The following is a 17,556-nucleotide window of genomic DNA, read 5'->3' as shown; positions in this document are numbered from 1 at the left end:
CTCCTTGCTCACCAGAGGTTCTTGCCGTCGATAACCGTCACCGGCACGGCGTCGAGATCGACGTCGTCGAACAGCCGGGCATTGACGCCAACCTTGGGATTTTCAAAGTCCGGCTTGCCGGTCGACCAATCAGGCGATTCCCCATAGGTCCCGCAGCCGCAATTGGCGCTGAAATGCTGTTTGATGGTTCGGCTGCCCCACTGGTAAGTGGAGACGTTTTCCGGCGGCGAAGTCAGGCGAAATTGCGCCGGCGTGTAATAGGCCCATAGTGCGCCGCGCTTCGAACATAGCGAACAGGTGCAGCGGGTCACGTCGGCCGGCATCTCGTCCACCTCGAATTGCGTCTGGCCGCAATGGCAGCTTCCCTTGATCGGCATCATCTGTTCCTTTCGAATATTCCGACACGGCGGCAGCGTTCATAACCGGTACCTGCTGCCAGCATGCTGTCAGCATCCGGCAACCCCCTTCACGCGAATGTCATGGGCCGCGCCGGGACCTCGCCGCAACCTTCGGACGAACCAATGGCGACGGCGTTGGCGCGGCTTGGTTATCCGCAGGCCTTCAAGCCGCGGTCATGTGGCTGTCAAGGAGGCCGCCTAAAGCTCCGGCATGAGCTACGAACCCGCCACCATCGCAACGCTTCGGCGCGCGCTCGACGAGGTCATCAAGGACAACCGCTTCCGTCAGCGGAAGTCGCACTCGGCCCTCGAGGTTGCCGAACATCTTTTGGCCCTGGCGGCTGTCGGCGAGCGCGACCTGGAACGATTGAAGGCGTCCGCCTTTCAGAAACTGATTTCAACCGCCGAGCGGCTTCCGAACAAGGCCGCTTGAGTCGGACGACGCCTGGGTCCGGTGATTGCATTGCAAGCGACGGTCGGCCTCACCGGCCAGGCGATCGAGGGGGAAGAAAATGAAACGCCGCGTTGCGATCGTTCTCTCACTTTGCACGCTGGCGATCGTCGCCTACTTCACCGCCAGCAAATGGCTTATTCGCCACGAGACGCTGATGTCGCACGACATCCTGCGCGACAGCCGGCGGGTTGCCGTCGACGTCGCGGTGCGGCGCGACCGGGCCATGCAGGCAGCCGCCGAAATGATCGAACTGCCGGTCGTGATCATCAGCCACGGCAACACCGTCAAGCACACGGAGTACTCGTTCCTCGCCAACACCTTTGCCGCCCGGGGCTATCTGGTCGGCAGCATCCAGCACGACATCGAAACCGACGAACCGATGGTGACCAGGATCGGCGAGGAGTATGTCGGCCGCCGGCCGCAATATAATCGCGGCATTTTCAACATCATGTTCGCGATCGAGGAAATGAAGAAGGCGTATCCGAATGCGGATTACCGACGCCTGACCCTGGTCGGTCATTCCAATGGCGGCGATATCTCGATGTACTTCGCCAGCCGGCGTCCCGAACTGGTCAAGAAAGTGGTGACGTTGGACAATCTGCGGGTGCCGTTCATTACCGACGGCAACATCAAGATCCTGTCATTCCGATCCACCGATCCGCATTTCAAACCCGACCCGGGCGTCATCCCGGATGACGAGATGTGCCGGAAGGCCGGTATCACCGTGGTGAACACGGCGTTTCAGCACAACGAACTGAGCGATCGCGGTTCCGACCGCGTCAAGTCAACGATTCAGGCGCTGGTCCACAAATTCCTCGATGACGACGGCTCGTTGAAACCGGGACTGATCAAGCCCGAGGATTCCCCGAACGATCCGTTTGCGATGGTGACGGCGTCCGTGCCGCGCTGAAACCGCTTCCGTCCGGATCCGCTGCCGGTGTGATCCAAAAATTGCTAGGCTTGCTGTTCCCGCCGCCACGAATCGCGGAGACAGCAGAGCTTGGGTTTCCTCTTCGTCCTCACCGTCGGGCTTCTCGCCGGCACCATCAGCGGCATCGTGGGCACCGGTTCCTCGATCATGCTGATGCCGGTTCTGGTCTATCAATACGGGCCAAAGGAGGCCGTGCCGATCATGGCGGTCGCCGCCGTGATGGCGAACCTGTCGCGTATCCTGGCCTGGTGGCGTGAGGTCGACTGGCGCGCCTGCCTCGCCTACTCGGTCACCGGAATTCCGGCTGCGGCACTCGGCGCACGGACGCTGCTGGCCTTGCCGTCGCACGCCGTCGATATCGCGATCGGGCTGTTTCTGATCGCGATGGTGCCGGTGCGGCATTGGCTTGACCGCCACCAGCTTAAAGCGCGCCTCTGGCATCTCGCCGTCGGTGGCGCTGTTATCGGCTATCTCACCGGCATTGTGGTGTCGACCGGGCCGCTCAGCGTACCGCTGTTTCTGTTTTACGGGCTGAACAAGGGCGCGTTCCTCGCCACCGAGGCCGCAAGCTCGCTCGGGCTTTACTTGAGCAAATCAGTCACCTTCGAACGCTTCGGCGCACTGACGCCGGATGTTGCGCTGAAGGGCCTGATCGCGGGCTCCTCCCTGATGTTCGGGGCCTTCATCGCCAAGCGCTTCGTGCTGCACCTTCAACCCCAGATGTTTCGCCTGCTGATGGACGGCATCATGCTGGTGGCCGGGCTTTCCCTGCTTTGGTCGGCTCTATCAGCCTGAAATCCGTTCCTTCCGACGTGAACCAACCTCGCGGTCCAGGAGACGAAGTGACGTGCATCACATCCAATTCCGGGTGAGGCCTTAGACGTTGCGTGGCTTGAACAGTGATTTTCAGCCACAGGAGATTTTGAAATGAACAGGGGCATTATCGGCGCCGTCGCGGCCGTCATTGTCATCGGCCTCATTGCAGCCGGAAGCTGGTACACCGTCGATCAGACCGAGCGCGGCGTGCTGCTGCGCTATGGCGCTGTTATCGGTACCGCACAGCCGGGCCTCGGCTTCAAGATCCCGCTGATCGACAGCGTCGAGAAGGTGAGCGTCAAGACCACGACCTTCTCCTGGGACAAGATGAATTCCTATTCCTACGACCAGCAGCCCGCCGATCTCAAGATCAGTGTCACGTTGCGGGCATCGCCGGAAAAAGTAACGGATCTCTACGCCAAATTCGGCCGGCTGCAGGCAGCGGTCAATCAGGTGGTCAGCCCTGCCGTCAACCAGCAGGTCAAGATCGTGTTCGGCCGCTATACCGCGGTGAAAGCCATTCAGGAGCGCGGCGCCCTCAACAACGCGATCCGGGACGCCATTACCGCTTCGCTCAAGGATGATCCGATGATCATCGTCGAGAGCGTGCAGCTCGAGAACATCGAGTTCAGCTCGACCTATCTGCATTCGATCGAACAGCGCATGCTGGCCGAGGTCGAGGTGCAGAAGCTGCAGCAGAACGCCGAGCGCGAGAAGGTTCAGGCTCAGATCACAGTCACGCAAGCCAACGCCAAGGCCAACGCCGTCCGCGCCGAAGCGCAGGCCTCCGCCGACGCGCTGCGGCTGAACGGCGAAGCCCGCGCCACCAACATCAAGCTGACCGGCGAAGCCGAAGCCGCCGCGATCGAAGCCCGCGCCAAGGCGCTCGGCACCAACCCGAACCTCGTGACCCTGGTGCAGGCCGAGCGCTGGAACGGCGTGCTGCCGACCACCATGGTACCCGGCTCCGCGGTGCCGTTCGTCTCGGTCAAATAATCTTCGAAAACATCCGGAAGCGGTGATGCCTGGGATCGCGATCTCAGGGATCATCGTCTCAGGAAGGTCCCATGCGAAATGTCATCACCATGGCGGGCGTCGCGCTCGCTGCCGCCCTCGCCGCGCCGGCCTCGCACGCCGCAGAAAGTAATTTTGACGGGCTCTGGGCCAAGACGGCGAAGGACTGCCGCAACAAGGAAGGCCCGGACAGCAAGACGCTCATCGACATGAGCAAGCCGATCGGCGGCAAGCCCGCGCCGATGGTCGACCAATATGAAAATCACTGCCGGATCGACCGCAAGACCGTGGTCGGAGACGGCATCAATCTCTCGGTCACCTGTTTTGAATTCTGGGATTATTTCAACAAGGGCGTCGAGCCACGGAAAGCGACCGTCAAGCTCGCGCCCGGCCCGAACGGCACCATCAAGATCGACGGCAAGCCGTATCTGCGCTGCAAGGCCCCTAGCAGCCGTTGAGCCCGGGCATCGCGAACCGCATTTGAAAAATGCGCTCCGATGACATCATGCTGACGCCAACAATGCCCGGTATAATGGCATAGTGCATGATCCGATCAATTCGGCCTTGAGGGCGATGTCTTGAGCGCAATAGCTGATGTGGCTGCTATCACCGATCCCGGCAACCGGGTGGCGGGGAAAACCGACGTTCAGCAAGACACCCTGAAATTCGCGGAGGCCGCGCTTACCGACAGCAAGCGCGAGGGCTTGCTGCTCGCCGTTCGGGCTCGCTGGGTCGCGCTGGCGGTGACGGCCGCCACCCTGCCGATCATCAATCCGGAATGGGAAGTTCTCTATTACGTCCTGATGCTCGGCCTGTTTGCCCTGATCGGATGGGCGCAGCTCAAGGTCGGCAAGGCCGAGCGGTCGTGGCAGGAGCTTATTCTGATATTTTGCGACCTGCTGCTGATGACCTTCCTGACCGTCGTACCCAATCCCTGGAGCACGGTCGATTGGCCACTTGCGATGCAGTACCGGTTCGACAGCTTCATTTACTTCTTTGTTTTCCTGGCGACCGCGACGCTGGCCTATTCATGGCGCACCGTTGTGGCGATGGGGTTCTGGACTTCCGCGCTGTGGGCAATCGGCGTCGGCTGGGTCTACCTGCAGCCGCAAACCCACGCCGCGCTGTCGGAACGGGTGCGGGCCGCCGTCGGCGCCGACGTCAGGCTGTTCGATATCATCGACCCCTCCTCAATCGGCTTTGGCGCAAGGTTCCAGCAGATCACCGTGTTCCTAATCGTCGCCATGACGCTGGCGCTGGCGGCGCGCCGCTCGAATGCCCTCTTGATCAGCCACGCAGGCATCGAACGCGAACGCACCAATTTGGCGCGCTATTTCTCTCCCAATGTCGTCGAACAGCTGTCGAAAAACGACGATCCGCTCAAACAGGTGCGAACGCAGAATGTCGCGGTGCTGTTCGCCGACATCGTTGATTTCACCGCCTATGCCGACGGCCGCAGCCCGATGGAAGTGATCGGCACGCTGCGCCAGTTCCACGAGCGGATGGAACGGGACGTATTCCGGCACGCCGGCACGTTGGACAAATATCTCGGCGACGGACTGATGGCGACGTTCGGCACGCCCTTCACCAGCGAGTCCGACGCCGGCAACGCGCTGCGCTGCGCGCAGGCCATGATCGGATCGATCGCCGAGCTCAACCGCGAACGAAAAGCCCGCGACGAACCGCCGATTCGGGTGAGCATCGGATTGCATTACGGTCAGGTCGTGCTCGGCGATATCGGATTGAACCGGCTCGAATTTGCCGTCATCGGCACGGCAGTGAACGCCGCCAGCCGCCTTGAAGCGCTGACCCGCGAATACGGCTGCGCCCTGGTCGCCAGCGACGAACTGGTGCAGCGCGCGCGGGCAGAGACCGGCAGCTCGGATGCCGACTTCTTGCACCTTGTCAGAAAGCCACCCCGGACCGTTCGCGGTCTCGAGCAACCAGTCGGGATTTGGACGCGGGATTACGAAGTCGAAGCTAAGGGCACGGTTCGAGGTTGACCTCGCACCGTGTCAGGGCGCATAGGCCACAACAGAATTGAACCCGCGTATGGCTGATCCAATGCCCCGATCCAAACAAAATCCAAGTGACTCCTTCTACGTCGAACCGCTCAGCGGCGAGCGCTTTTCCCTGGATGTGCCGCGCTGGTGCGGCGACGGGCAAAAGCCGCTGCTGATCAGCCCGCAGCCCGGCATCACCAGAGACGAGATCGATCGCGGCACGCGATCGCTGTGGCGCTATCGGGCCTCGCTGCCGGTCGAGATTGCAAAACCGATTTCGCTCGGCGAAGGCTGCACCCCGCTGGTGCAAAAGGAATGGGACGGCTTCCGGCCGTTCTTCAAGCTGGAATGGTTCAACCCGACCTGCAGCTTCAAGGACCGCGGCACCACGGTCATGCTGTCCTATGTCCGGCAGCTCGGCATCGATGCGGTGCTGGAAGACTCATCTGGTAATGGCGGCGCGTCGGTTGCGGCCTATGGCGCGGCCGGCGGCATGCGGGTGAAGATACTGGCGCCGGCCTATACGTCACCGGCCAAGGTCGCGCAGGTGCGCGCCTATGGCGCCGAGGTGCAGCTTGTCGAAGGGCCGCGCGAAGAGTCGCAAGCCGAGGCGATCCGCCAGTCCAGCGAGATTTTCTACTCGAGCCACAACTGGCAGCCGTTCTTCCTGCAGGGGACCAAGTTGGTCGCCTATGAGATCTGGGAGGACTTCAACTTCACGGCGCCCGACAACATCATCATCCCGGTCGGCGCGGGCAGCAACCTGCTCGGCTGCCACATCGGCTTCTCCGAAATGCTTGCCGCCGGCCAGATCAGCAAACTGCCAAAACTGTTTGCCGCGCAACCGCTCAATTGCTCGCCGCTGGACGCCAGCTTCCAGGCCGGCGTCGACACGCCGATCGATCGCGCCGTCCACAAGACGATCGCGGAAGGCACCGCGATCGCACATCCGCTGCGGCTCAAGGAAATGATCCACGCCTTGAAAGACAGCGGCGGGGAATCGGTGGCCGTTTCCGAGGACGAGATCGTCACGGCCTTGAAGAGGCTCGCGCGGCTCGGCCTGTTCGTGGAGCCGACATCGGCCAGCGTCGCAGCGGCGTTCGCAAAGCTTACGGCGCGAGGCGTCATCAAGGAGCGCGAAAACACGGTGCTGTTGATTTCAGGCACCGGCATCAAGACGGCGTCCACGATTGCCGAGCTGTTTTGATTCCGACTTGGGCCCTCCCAGCCTTTGACTTGGCTCTGGAACCGCTATAGAACAAAATAAGAACGAGCGCCTCACCGGAACTTCATGGCCAAATCCACCCTCTCCTTTGTCTGCCAGAACTGCGGCGCGGCGTTTAATCGCTGGCAGGGCAAGTGCGAGGCCTGCGGCGAGTGGAACACGCTGTCCGAGGAAGACACGACGGGCGCGACCTCGATGCCGGTCTCGATCCGCTCCAAACGCAGGGGGAGAACTTTTGCGCTGGAATCGCTCACCGGCAAGAGCCAGGACGCGCCCCGACTCTCCTCCGGCATGGTCGAACTCGATCGCGTCACCGGCGGCGGCTTCGTCCGCGGCTCGGTGCTGCTGGTCGGCGGCGATCCCGGCATCGGCAAATCGACGCTGCTGACGCAGGCCACCAGCATGATGGCGCGTGCGGGGCATCGCGCGGTCTACATTTCAGGCGAAGAAGCCGTCGCCCAGGTGCGGCTGCGTGCCGAACGGCTCGGCCTTGCCGACGCGCCGGTGCAGCTCGCGGCCGAGACTTCCGTCGAAGACATCGTCTCGACGCTGTCCGAGGGCGCGGTGCCACGCCTGATCGTGATCGATTCGATCCAGACCATGTGGACCGATACGGTCGAATCAGCCCCCGGGACGGTCACGCAGGTCCGCGCCTCGGCGCAGGCGCTGATCAGGTTTGCCAAGAAATCCGGGGCCACGATCATCCTGGTCGGGCACGTGACCAAGGACGGCCAGATCGCCGGCCCCCGCGTGGTCGAGCACATGGTCGATGCGGTGCTGTCGTTCGAGGGCGAAGGCTCGCAGCAATTCCGCATCTTGCGCGCGGCGAAGAACCGCTTCGGCCCGACCGATGAAATCGGCGTGTTCGAGATGACCGGCCTCGGCCTGCGCGAGGTTTCCAATCCCTCCGAATTGTTCCTGTCGGAGCGCGACCTCGGCAGTCCCGGCACCGCTGTGTTCGCCGGCATCGAGGGCACCCGCCCGGTGCTGGTGGAATTGCAGGCGCTGGTGGCGCCGACCACCCTCGGCACGCCCCGGCGCGCTGTGGTCGGCTGGGACCCGAGCCGGCTCTCGATGGTGCTGGCGGTGCTGGAGGCCCATTGCGGGGTCAAACTGTCCGGCTACGACGTCTATCTGAACGTGGCCGGCGGCCTGCGGATCCAGGAGCCCGCGGCCGACGTCGCGGCCGCCGCCGCCCTCGTCTCGTCGCTGGTCAACGCGCCGCTGCCGACGGATGCGGTCTATTTCGGCGAGATTTCGCTGTCTGGCGCCGTCCGGCCGGTGGCGCAAACCTCGGCGCGGCTGAAGGAGGCGGCAAAACTCGGCTTTGGCCGCGCAATACTGCCCGAATCGGCGCGTGGCGAGGCCGGCGGCGACGCGGGTCTGGTGCTGAACAGCGTTGGCGGATTGACCAGCCTAGTCGCTGAAATTGCCGCGCGAGGCACGCCCAGAGCCAATCGAGAGGGTAACCGGGAGGCCAATCGCGAGGGCCCAGCGGAGAAAAATGCCACACCGGCGCGATTCCGTCGCGAGAACGGCTAAAGCGGCGTGACGTCACCCGCCCTCGCCGCTATACAACGCGCGCGAAAGGCGCGTGGGATGGCGTGATATCCGGCCTTGCGGGACACGCCATATGACCGTCACCTAGAACTTTCACCGACACGCCGATTCGCAGAACTTTAGGAATTTACGAGCGGACCTGACCAGCCGATGCCGATAACGATACTCGATCTCGTCCTGCTTGGTGTGATGCTGATTTCGGGGCTGCTCGCCATGGTGCGCGGCTTCATGCGCGAGATTCTGTCGATCGCGGCCTGGGGCGCGGCGGCCCTGGTCACGCTGTATGCTTTCTCGAAACTGCTGCCGACCGCCAAAACTTATTTCAATAACGACACGGTGGCGGCCGTCGTGGTGGTGGCCGGCACCTTCATCGCGACGCTGGTCGTGGTGTCGATCATTACAGTGCGAATTTCTGACATGATCCTGGATTCCCGAATCGGCGCGCTGGATCGCACGCTCGGGTTCCTGTTCGGTCTCGCCCGCGGCCTGCTGATCGTGGTCGTCGCCTTCCTGTTCTTCAGCTGGCTGGTTCCGGACAAGCAGCGGCCCGACTGGATCACCGGGGCGAAGTCCCGGATGGTGCTGCAGGGAACCGGAGATTGGTTAATGGCGCTCTTGCCGGACGACCCTGAGAACACCATCTTAAAGAGATTCAAGAAGAATAAACCCGACGACGATTCAACTGACGCCGAGCCGGCAGCCCCGGCGTCCGGTGATGGCTACAGCAAACCTGCCCGCGACGGCCTTAAAAAGCTGATCGAGAAACCTGCGAGCAAGTAACTCTTGGCCAAAAGAGAGGCGATGGACGCGATGCAAAACCCTTCCGATCCCGCCGAGCAACTTGACCGAAACTCCGGTCCGATCGATTTGCAGGACGATCTCGAAGGCGACACGCTACGCGAGGAATGCGGCGTGTTCGGCATCTTCGGCCACCCCGAGGCCGCCGCCATCACCGCGCTCGGACTACACGCCCTTCAACACCGCGGCCAGGAAGCCGCCGGCATCGTCTCCTTCGACGGCAGCCGCTTTCACAGCGAACGCCGGCTCGGTCTTGTCGGTGATACCTTCTCCCGCCGCGAGGTGATCGAGCGTCTGCCCGGCAATGCCGCCGTCGGCCATGTCCGCTATGCCACCACCGGCGCCACCATCCTGCGCAACGTGCAGCCGCTGTTCGCCGAGCTCAATGCCGGCGGTTTCGCGGTCGGCCATAACGGCAACCTCACCAACGGTCTGACGCTGCGCCGCGAACTCGTGCTCCACGGCGCCATGATGCAGTCGACCACCGACACCGAAGTGATCCTGCATCTCGTCGCACAGTCGAAGCGCACCCGCTTCATCGACCGGTTTATCGAGGCGCTGCGCACGATCGAGGGTGCCTATTCGCTGACGGCCTTGACCAACAAGAAACTGATCGGCGCGCGTGATCCGCTCGGCATCCGTCCCCTGGTACTCGGCGACCTCGACGGTCACCCGATCCTGACCTCGGAGACCTGCGCGCTCGACATGATCGGCGCCAAATATGTCCGCGACATCGAACCCGGCGAAATCGTCGTGTTCGACGACAAGGGCGCGCACAGCCACAAGCCGTTTCCGCCAAAACCGCCGCGGCCCTGCATCTTCGAATACATCTATTTCTCCCGGCCGGATTCCATCGTCGGCGGCCGTTCGGTCTATGAAGTTCGAAAAGCCTTCGGCGCACAGCTCGCGCGCGAAAGCCAAGTCGAGGTCGATGTCGTGGTGCCGGTGCCGGATTCCGGCGTGCCCGCCGCGATCGGTTACGCCCAGCATTCCGGCGTGCCGTTCGAACTCGGCATCATCAGAAACCACTATGTCGGCCGCACCTTCATTCAGCCGACCCAGAGCGTGCGCGAGCTTGGCGTGCGCATGAAGCATTCGGCCAACCGCGCCGCGATCGAGGGCAAGCGCATCATCCTGATCGACGACTCGCTGGTGCGCGGCACCACCTCGAAGAAGATCGTGCGCATGATGCGCGACGCCGGCGCCCGCGAAGTGCATTTCCGCCTCGCCTCGCCGCCGATCCTCTACCCCGACTATTACGGCATCGACCTGCCGGACCGCGGCGGACTTCTGGCCGCCACGCATTCCCTTGAGGAGATGCGCGAGATCATCGGCGCCGATTCACTGGCGTTCCTGTCGATCGACGGCATGTACCGCGCGATGGGTGAACCCGGCCGCGATCCCGCCAACCCAAAATTCTCGGACCACTGCTTTACGGGCGCCTACCCGACCCACCTCACCGACCAGACCGAAACCGAGCCGTCGCCCCGGCAATTGTCGTTGCTGGCGGAGGCGAGTTAGTAGACCCGAGTTAGTAGACCCCATTGGTTTGTCGTCCCGGCGAAGGCCGGGCCCCATAGCCACCGGCCGTCGTTTTACGGACGCCTCTAGACACAACCACCTTTCGCATCATAACCGTCACGGCGTATGGGTCCCTGCGTTCGCAGGGACGACGATGATAGAGCCACTTCCATGACATCTCCCCTCGCCTCCCGTATCGCACTCGTCACCGGCGCCTCGCGCGGCATCGGCTATGCCACCGCGCGCGCGCTTGCCAAGGCCGGCGCGCATGTCGTGGCGGTGGCGCGCACGCAAGGCGGGCTGGAAGAGCTCGACGACGAGATCCGCAAGGACGGCGGCAGCGCCACGCTGGTGCCGCTGAACCTCACCGACTCCGACGGCATCGCCCGCCTCGGCGCGGCACTGCACGAGCGTCACGGCAAGATTGACATTCTCGTCGGCAATGCCGGCGTCGCCGGCCCCTCCTCGCCGCTCGGCCATATCGAACTGAAGCCATGGAACGACGTGATGGCGGTCAACGTCACCGCGAACTTTCAATTGATCCGCTGCATGGAACCACTGCTGAGGCAGTCCGATGCCGGCCGCGCCGTGTTCGTCACATCAGGCGCCGCCAACAAGGCCAGCGCTTATGTCGGCCCGTACGCCGCCTCGAAGGCCGCCCTCGAAGCGCTGGCGCGCGCCTGGGCGCAGGAGACCGCGAGCACGTCGCTCCGCGTCAACCTTTTCAGCCCCGGCCCGATCCGCACCAAGATGCGCGCCACCGTATTCCCCGGCGAAGACCCCGCGACACTGGACACGCCGGAGCAGGCCGCGGAATTCATCGTGCCGATGTGCGCGCCGGAGTGGACCGAGACCGGCAAGCTCTATGATTACAAGACCCGCACGCTGATGGACTTTCGCGCGCCTGCTTGAGTTCTCTCCACGTCATTGCGAGCGAAGCGAAGCAATCGATTCTTACTTTGCGGGGCACCATGGATTGCTTCGCTGCGCTCGCAATGACGGTGGGTGTCATACCGTTGACTCCTCCCTTCCCCCACGATTGACTGCCCGCGCAAGCGGGAGCAACCCGCCAAGAATATCAGGGGAGGAAGCATCATGGCGATGCATCGCGCGCGCTCGATACCGGCCATCCAACATCTCAGCAAAACCATTCTCGCCGGTGTCACCGCCGCCATGCTGATGTCAGTCACCGCGATGCCGCTTCCCGCGCTCGCCGGCGACATTCCGACCTTCGCCGTCGATGCGTCCTGGCCAAAGCCGCTGCCGAACAACTGGATCCTCGGCCAGGTCGGCGGCATCGCCGTCGACTCGAAGGACCACATCTGGGTCATCCATCGTCCGCGCTCGCTGACCGACGACGAGAAAGGCGCAGCGCTGACGCCGCCGCGTTCAAAGTGCTGCGTCTCGGCGCCGCCGGTGCTGGAGTTCGACGCCGAGGGCAATCTGCTGCGCTCCTGGGGTGGTGCGGGCGAAGGCTATGAATGGGTCGGCCGCGAACACGGCATCGAAGTCGACGAAAAAGGTTTTGTCTGGGTCGGCGGCAACGCCGACAATGACAACGCGGTTCTCAAATTCACCCTCGACGGCAAGTTCGTGATTCAGATCGGCAAGATCGCGCCGAGCAAGGGTTCTAATGACACCACGCAGCTCGGCAAGCCCGCCGAGACCGCGGTCGACAAGGATGCCAACGAGATCTACATCGCCGACGGCTACGGCAACCGCCGCGTCATCGTGTTCGACGCCACATCAGGCGCCTACAAGCGGCACTGGGGCGCCTATGGCAAGCCGCCGAACGACGACAAGCAGCCGCCCTACGATCCCAAGGCGCCGCCTGCCCAGCAATTCGCCAATCCCGTGCATTGCGTGAAGCTCACCACCGACGGGATGGTTTATGTCTGCGACCGCATCAACAACCGCATCCAGGTGTTCAAGAAGGACGGAACTTTCGTGAAGGAGTGGTTCTTCGAGAAGAACACGCTCGGCAATGGCGCGGTGTGGGACATCGCCGTTTGGCCCGATCCGAAACAGACCTATTTGTTGAGCGCTGATGGCGAAAACAACGAAATTCGGGTGCTGAAGCGCGACGACGGTACCGTGGTCGGGAGTTTTGGACGCAGCGGCCGCAATGCCGGGCAGTTCCACTGGATTCACGCCATGGCGGTCGATTCCAAGGGCAACGTCTATACCGCCGAAGTCGACACCGGAAAGCGCATCCAGAAATTCAAGCTGACATCGGACGCGCTACGATAGGTGGATTGCCGGGAGCTTCCGGAACCACTACCACCATCTCAGTCATATGCCGGGTTGGACCTCCCAAAGAAGGCCGCCCGGCGACCATAGATGGAGGAAATACATGACTGCACTTCGCGCGCGGCGCCTTGCCGCGTTGATCACCGTTGCCGGCGTCAGCCTTGCCGCGCCCGCCTACGCCCAGGACAAGACCGTCAAGATCGGCGTGTTGAACGACATGTCGAGCCTTTACGCCGATATCGGCGGCCCCAATTCGGTGGTCGCGGTCAAGATGGCGATCGAGGATTCCGGGCTGCTCAAGAAAGGCTGGAAGATCGACGTCGTCAGTGGCGATCACCAGAACAAGCCCGACGTCGGCGTCAACATCGCCAGGCAGTGGATCGACAACGACAAAGTCGATGCGATCGCCGATACGCCGAACTCCGGCGTGGCTCTCGCCGTCAGCAACCTTGTCAAGGAGAAGAACATCGCGCTGCTCAATTCGGGCGCCGCGACGGCCGATCTCACCGGCAAGGCCTGCACACCGAACACGATCTCCTTCACCTATGACACCTACATGCTGGCCAACGGCACCGGCAAGGCGCTCACCAAATCCGGCGGTGACACCTGGTACTTCCTGACCGCCGATTATGCCTTCGGCCACGCGCTGGAGCGCGATACGTCCGCTGTTGTCACCGCCAATGGCGGCAAGGTGCTCGGCGGTGTCAAGCACCCGATCAACACCTCGGATTTCTCCTCGTTCCTGCTGCAGGCGCAGGCTTCCAAGGCCAAGGTCGTGGGCCTCGCCAATGCCGGCGGCGATACCACCAACGCGATCAAGCAGGCTTCCGAATTCGGCATCGTCGCGGGCGGCCAGAAGATCGCCGCGCTGCTGCTGTTCATCAACGACGTGCATTCGCTGGGATTGAAGACGGCGCAAGGCCTGACCTTCACGGAATCCTTTTACTGGGACCTGAACGACCAGACCCGCGCCTTCTCGAAGCGGTTTGCCGCATTGGCGAGCAAGAATGCGATGCCGTCGATGACGCAGGCCGGCAATTACGCCATGGTGCTGCATTATCTCAAGGCGATGGAAGCGCTCGGCGGCAATCCGCGTGACGGCGCCAAGGTGATCGCCAAGATGAAGGAACTGCCGACCGACGATCCCCTGTTCGGCAAGGGCCCGCTGCGCGCCGACGGCCGCCGTCTCATTCCGGCCTATCTGTTCGAAGTGAAGAAGCCGGAAGAGTCGAAGGGTCCGTGGGACTATTACAAGCAGATCGCCACGATCGCCCCGGAAGACGCCGCCAAGCCGCTCGAGGCAAGCGACTGTCCGCTGGTGAAGAAATAGTCAGACAACAAACTCGATCGTCGTCCCGGCGAAAGCCGGGACCCATACGCCGCAGCGGCTGTAATTGTAGCAGGTGTCGGCCACCTTGTTTTAGCCGATAGCACAAAGCGGTATGGGTCCCGGCTCAAGGCCGGGACGACGTAGACAAAAACGCTTTCATCCGCACCATCAACGCGGCAGCAGGTTGGTCTTGGCGAGGTCCAAAACCTCGTCGCCCCGTCCGCTCATCACGGCCCGCAGCACCCACAGGCTGAAGCCCTTGACCTGTTCCGCGGTGATCGTGGGCGGCATCGACAATTCCTGCCGCGCGGTGACGACGTCGAGCACCGCCGGTCCGTCATGGGCCAGTATTTCGCGGATCGCCTGCGGCAGATCGCCGGGATCCTCGACCCGCCGCGCGTGAATGCCCATGGCCCGGGCCATCGCCGCGAAGTCAGGGTTTTCCAGATCGACGCCGGTTTCGATAAAGCCGGACGCCTTCATTTCCAGCGCAACAAATCCCAGCACGCCGTTGTTGAAGATCACGATTTTCACCGGCAGCTTCATCTGCCGCAGCGTGATCAGATCACCCAACAGCATCGCGAATCCGCCATCGCCGGACATCGACACCACCTGCCGCCCCGGCTGCGACGCCTGGGCGCCGATCGCATGCGCCATCGCGTTGGCCATCGAGCCGTGGACCCAGGATCCCAGCAGACGACGGCGTCCGTTCATGACGAGATAGCGCGCCGCCCAGATCGTCGGCGTGCCGACATCGGCCGTGAACACAGCGTCGTCGGAAGCCGCCTCGCTGAGCAGGCGCGCCAGATATTGCGGGTGGATCGGCTTGTGCCCGGGCGTCCCGCGCGCCAGTTCGTCGAGGCCGGCGCGGGCTTTCTTATAGTGGGCAGCACTGTCGTCGAGATGACGGCGATCATCCTTCGCCGTCAGGCGCGGCAGCAGCGCCTCGATCGTGACGGCGACATCGCCGACAAGACCGAGATCGAGCTTGCAGCGGCGGCCGAGATTTTCGGGGCGGATGTCGACCTGCGCGATCTTCGCTCCGGTGGGTAAAAACTGCTTGTAGGGGAAATCGGTCCCCAGCATCAGCAACACATCGCAGGCGTGCATGGCGGCGTAGCCGGAAGAGAAACCGATGAAGCCGGTCATGCCGACATCGTAGGGATTGTCGAATTCGACGTGTTCCTTGCCGCCGAGTGCGTGCACCATCGGGCTCTTGAGCTTGTCCGCCAGCCGCATCAGGCTGGGATGGGCGCCCGCGCAGCCGCGGCCGCAGAACAACGTCACACGTTTGGCACCGTTCAGAAGCTCCGCCAGCGCCGCCAATTCCGTCTCATCCGGCCGAACCACGGGGGCTTTCGGCAACAGCCCGGCATTCGGTGAAATGCCACGGCTGGGCGCTGGTCGCAGCGCGATATCGCCGGGGATCACCAGCACGGCCACGCCACGCCGGCCGACCGCGGCGCGGATCGCATTTTCCAGCACGTAAGGAAGCTGCGCCGTATCGGAAACGAGTTCGCAATAATGACTGCATTCGCGGAACAAGTCCTGCGGATGGGTCTCCTGAAAGTATCCGCCGCCGATTTCCGCGGACGGAACCTGGGCGGCGATGGCCAGTACCGGCGTGCGGCTGCGATGCGCATCGAACAGGCCGTTGATGAGGTGAAGATTGCCCGGCCCGCACGATCCCGCGCATACCGCGAGCCCGCCGGTGATTTGCGCTTCAGCCGAGGCCGCGAAGGCGGCGACTTCCTCATGTCGAACGTGAACCCAGTCGATCACCTCGCGTTTGCGCAGTGCCTCGGTCAAGCCGTTCAGGCTGTCCCCGACCACGCCGAATATCCGCTTCACGCCGGCCTGGATGAGCGTTTCCGCGATGAGGTCAGCGACGGTGTCGATCGGCATGGTGGCCTCGCTCTGTTGGGGGAGCTTCGGAACTTCAGCCATCAGATGTAGCGGGCCGGCCGGGCCTGAACAATTCAGGCTACCGTGAAGTCCGTGGAACTCCGCGGCTTCAAGTGGCTGGTTTTCCAGCCATGGTCCGCCACGCCACCAACAGCGCCAGCGCCAATAGCGCAGCAGCCAGGAGGAACGGCGCGCCCGGCATTTTCACCGGCGCAGAATCGCTGATGAAATAGGCAAAGATCAGCGTGAACAGAAACGGTCCGACCATCTGGGCAACGCTGTTGACGCTGTTGGTAGCGCCCTGCAACTGGCCTTGCTGATCGGGCGCGACCAGTTGCGTGGTCAGCGACTGGACCGCGGCTCCGGCGATGCCCCACAACGCCATCACGGGAATGCCGACCCAGAACAGCGGGCCGGTCGGCGCGGCCCCATAGATCAGGAAACCCAGCGCACCGCAGCCGAGCCCGAGTAGCAGCGCGCGGCGCTCGCCGAGGCGCGCGACGATCGGTCCGACGCCCGCGCCCTGCACCACCATGGCGCAGACACCGACCAGCGCCAGCGTCAGGCCGACGGTCTTGGTGTCCCAACCGTAGCGATAGGTCGCATAGAGCACGAAGGTCGAGGGCAGCACGACATGCGCGACCTGGCCAAAGAAATTCGCCAGCGACAGACCTGCGAGAACCCGGTTGGAACGCAAGAGATGCAGCGCGCCGAGCGGGTTGGCGCTTTTCCATTGGAACGGTGCGCGCCGTTCCGGCGGCAGCGACTCCGGCAGGATCAGCCAGCCGTAAAGCGTGTTGGCAAAACTGAGGCCCGCCGCGACCCAGAACGGCAGCCGCGGATCCATATCACCGAGCAGGCCGCCGACGGCGGGGCCGAGAATAAATCCGGCACCGAACGCCGCGCCGATCTTGCCGAACACGGCAGCGCGCCGTTCCGGCGGCGTCACGTCGGCGATGTAGGCAAAAGCCGTCGAGATACTGGCCGAGGTGATGCCCGAGATGACGCGGCCGATAAACAGCCACAGCAGCGACGGCGCCAGCGCCATCAGGACGTAGTCCAGCGCTAGTCCAAAATTGGACAACAGCACCACGGGCCGGCGGCCGAACCGGTCGGACAAGGCGCCGAGGATCGGCGAGAAGATGAACTGCATCACCGCCCAGGCGGTGCCGAACAGTCCAAAGATCCGCGCGGCGGTCGCGGTATCATTGTCGACGAAGCTTTCGACCAGCTTGGGCAAGATCGGCAGGATCAGGCCGAGCGCGAACATGTCGAGCAGGATGGTAACGAAAATGAAGATGGCGGCGCCGCTGCGCACCGGCGGCATCTCGGCCACGCGTTCCGAGGCCGC

Annotated in this window: 16 protein-coding genes; 13 read left to right on the top strand and 3 right to left on the bottom strand. The window is 63.2% G+C overall.

The window, feature by feature from the left end:
- Nucleotides 1–8 precede the first annotated feature (8 nt).
- Nucleotides 9–377: a GFA family protein gene (locus JQ558_RS18200; RefSeq protein ID WP_212294452.1), complete on the bottom strand. Its 369-nt coding sequence runs from the start codon at nt 375–377 to the stop codon at nt 9–11.
- Nucleotides 378–609: 232 nt separating this feature from the next.
- Here JQ558_RS18200 and JQ558_RS18195 point away from each other — a divergent pair, with 232 nt between their 5' ends.
- From JQ558_RS18195 to JQ558_RS18135, 13 genes are all read left to right on the top strand, one after another.
- Nucleotides 610–831 (top strand): hypothetical protein, encoded by a 222-nt coding sequence (locus JQ558_RS18195; protein ID WP_212207971.1) that lies wholly within the window; start codon nt 610–612, stop codon nt 829–831.
- Between the two features lie 79 nt (nt 832–910).
- A complete protein-coding gene (locus JQ558_RS18190) occupies nt 911–1,762 on the top strand; it encodes an alpha/beta fold hydrolase (RefSeq protein WP_212207970.1) in 852 nt (283 codons plus the stop codon).
- Nucleotides 1,763–1,852: 90 nt separating this feature from the next.
- Complete coding sequence (locus tag JQ558_RS18185) at nt 1,853–2,578, top strand: sulfite exporter TauE/SafE family protein (RefSeq protein ID WP_212207969.1); 726 nt, start codon at nt 1,853–1,855, stop codon at nt 2,576–2,578.
- 132 nt (nt 2,579–2,710) lie between these two features.
- Nucleotides 2,711–3,595: a prohibitin family protein gene (locus JQ558_RS18180; protein WP_212207968.1), complete on the top strand. Its 885-nt coding sequence runs from the start codon at nt 2,711–2,713 to the stop codon at nt 3,593–3,595.
- A gap of 71 nt (nt 3,596–3,666) precedes the next feature.
- The gene (locus JQ558_RS18175) at nt 3,667–4,071 is read left to right on the top strand and encodes a hypothetical protein (RefSeq protein WP_212272497.1); all 405 of its coding nucleotides are present in this window, start codon (nt 3,667–3,669) and stop codon (nt 4,069–4,071) included.
- Between the two features lie 120 nt (nt 4,072–4,191).
- Nucleotides 4,192–5,616 carry an adenylate/guanylate cyclase domain-containing protein gene (locus JQ558_RS18170; RefSeq protein ID WP_212294451.1) on the top strand — a complete coding sequence of 475 codons (1,425 nt, stop codon included), beginning with the start codon at nt 4,192–4,194 and terminating at the stop codon, nt 5,614–5,616.
- A gap of 61 nt (nt 5,617–5,677) precedes the next feature.
- Nucleotides 5,678–6,823: a threonine synthase gene (locus JQ558_RS18165; RefSeq protein WP_212294450.1), complete on the top strand. Its 1,146-nt coding sequence runs from the start codon at nt 5,678–5,680 to the stop codon at nt 6,821–6,823.
- Between the two features lie 84 nt (nt 6,824–6,907).
- A complete protein-coding gene (radA, locus tag JQ558_RS18160) occupies nt 6,908–8,383 on the top strand; it encodes a DNA repair protein RadA (protein WP_212207964.1) in 1,476 nt (491 codons plus the stop codon).
- Between the two features lie 168 nt (nt 8,384–8,551).
- Nucleotides 8,552–9,181: a CvpA family protein gene (locus JQ558_RS18155; protein WP_192740670.1), complete on the top strand. Its 630-nt coding sequence runs from the start codon at nt 8,552–8,554 to the stop codon at nt 9,179–9,181.
- Nucleotides 9,182–9,211: 30 nt separating this feature from the next.
- A complete protein-coding gene (purF, locus tag JQ558_RS18150; protein WP_212208037.1) occupies nt 9,212–10,720 on the top strand; it encodes an amidophosphoribosyltransferase in 1,509 nt (502 codons plus the stop codon).
- Nucleotides 10,721–10,891: 171 nt separating this feature from the next.
- Nucleotides 10,892–11,632 (top strand): SDR family NAD(P)-dependent oxidoreductase, encoded by a 741-nt coding sequence (locus JQ558_RS18145; RefSeq protein ID WP_212294449.1) that lies wholly within the window; start codon nt 10,892–10,894, stop codon nt 11,630–11,632.
- A 261-nt stretch (nt 11,633–11,893) separates the two neighbouring features.
- On the top strand, nt 11,894–12,970 hold the full coding sequence (locus tag JQ558_RS18140) for a hypothetical protein (protein WP_409410538.1): 1,077 nt from the start codon (nt 11,894–11,896) through the stop codon (nt 12,968–12,970).
- Nucleotides 12,971–13,073: 103 nt separating this feature from the next.
- Nucleotides 13,074–14,300, top strand: coding sequence for an ABC transporter substrate-binding protein (locus JQ558_RS18135; RefSeq protein ID WP_212207961.1), 1,227 nt, complete (start codon nt 13,074–13,076; stop codon nt 14,298–14,300).
- A gap of 168 nt (nt 14,301–14,468) precedes the next feature.
- Here JQ558_RS18135 and poxB read toward each other — a convergent pair whose 3' ends face one another.
- Together poxB and JQ558_RS18125 are read right to left on the bottom strand one after the other, a co-directional pair.
- Nucleotides 14,469–16,205, bottom strand: a complete 1,737-nt coding sequence (poxB, locus tag JQ558_RS18130; protein WP_212294447.1) for a ubiquinone-dependent pyruvate dehydrogenase — start codon at nt 16,203–16,205, stop codon at nt 14,469–14,471.
- A 109-nt stretch (nt 16,206–16,314) separates the two neighbouring features.
- Nucleotides 16,315–17,532, bottom strand: a complete 1,218-nt coding sequence (locus JQ558_RS18125; RefSeq protein ID WP_212208036.1) for a TCR/Tet family MFS transporter — start codon at nt 17,530–17,532, stop codon at nt 16,315–16,317.
- Nucleotides 17,533–17,556: the final 24 nt, after the last annotated feature.

The organism is Bradyrhizobium sp. AUGA SZCCT0160, from assembly GCF_018130105.1.
Classification (GTDB): domain Bacteria; phylum Pseudomonadota; class Alphaproteobacteria; order Rhizobiales; family Xanthobacteraceae; genus Bradyrhizobium.
Note: the sequence above shows the minus strand (reverse complement) of the source record. Positions and strands in the feature narration are given on the sequence as shown.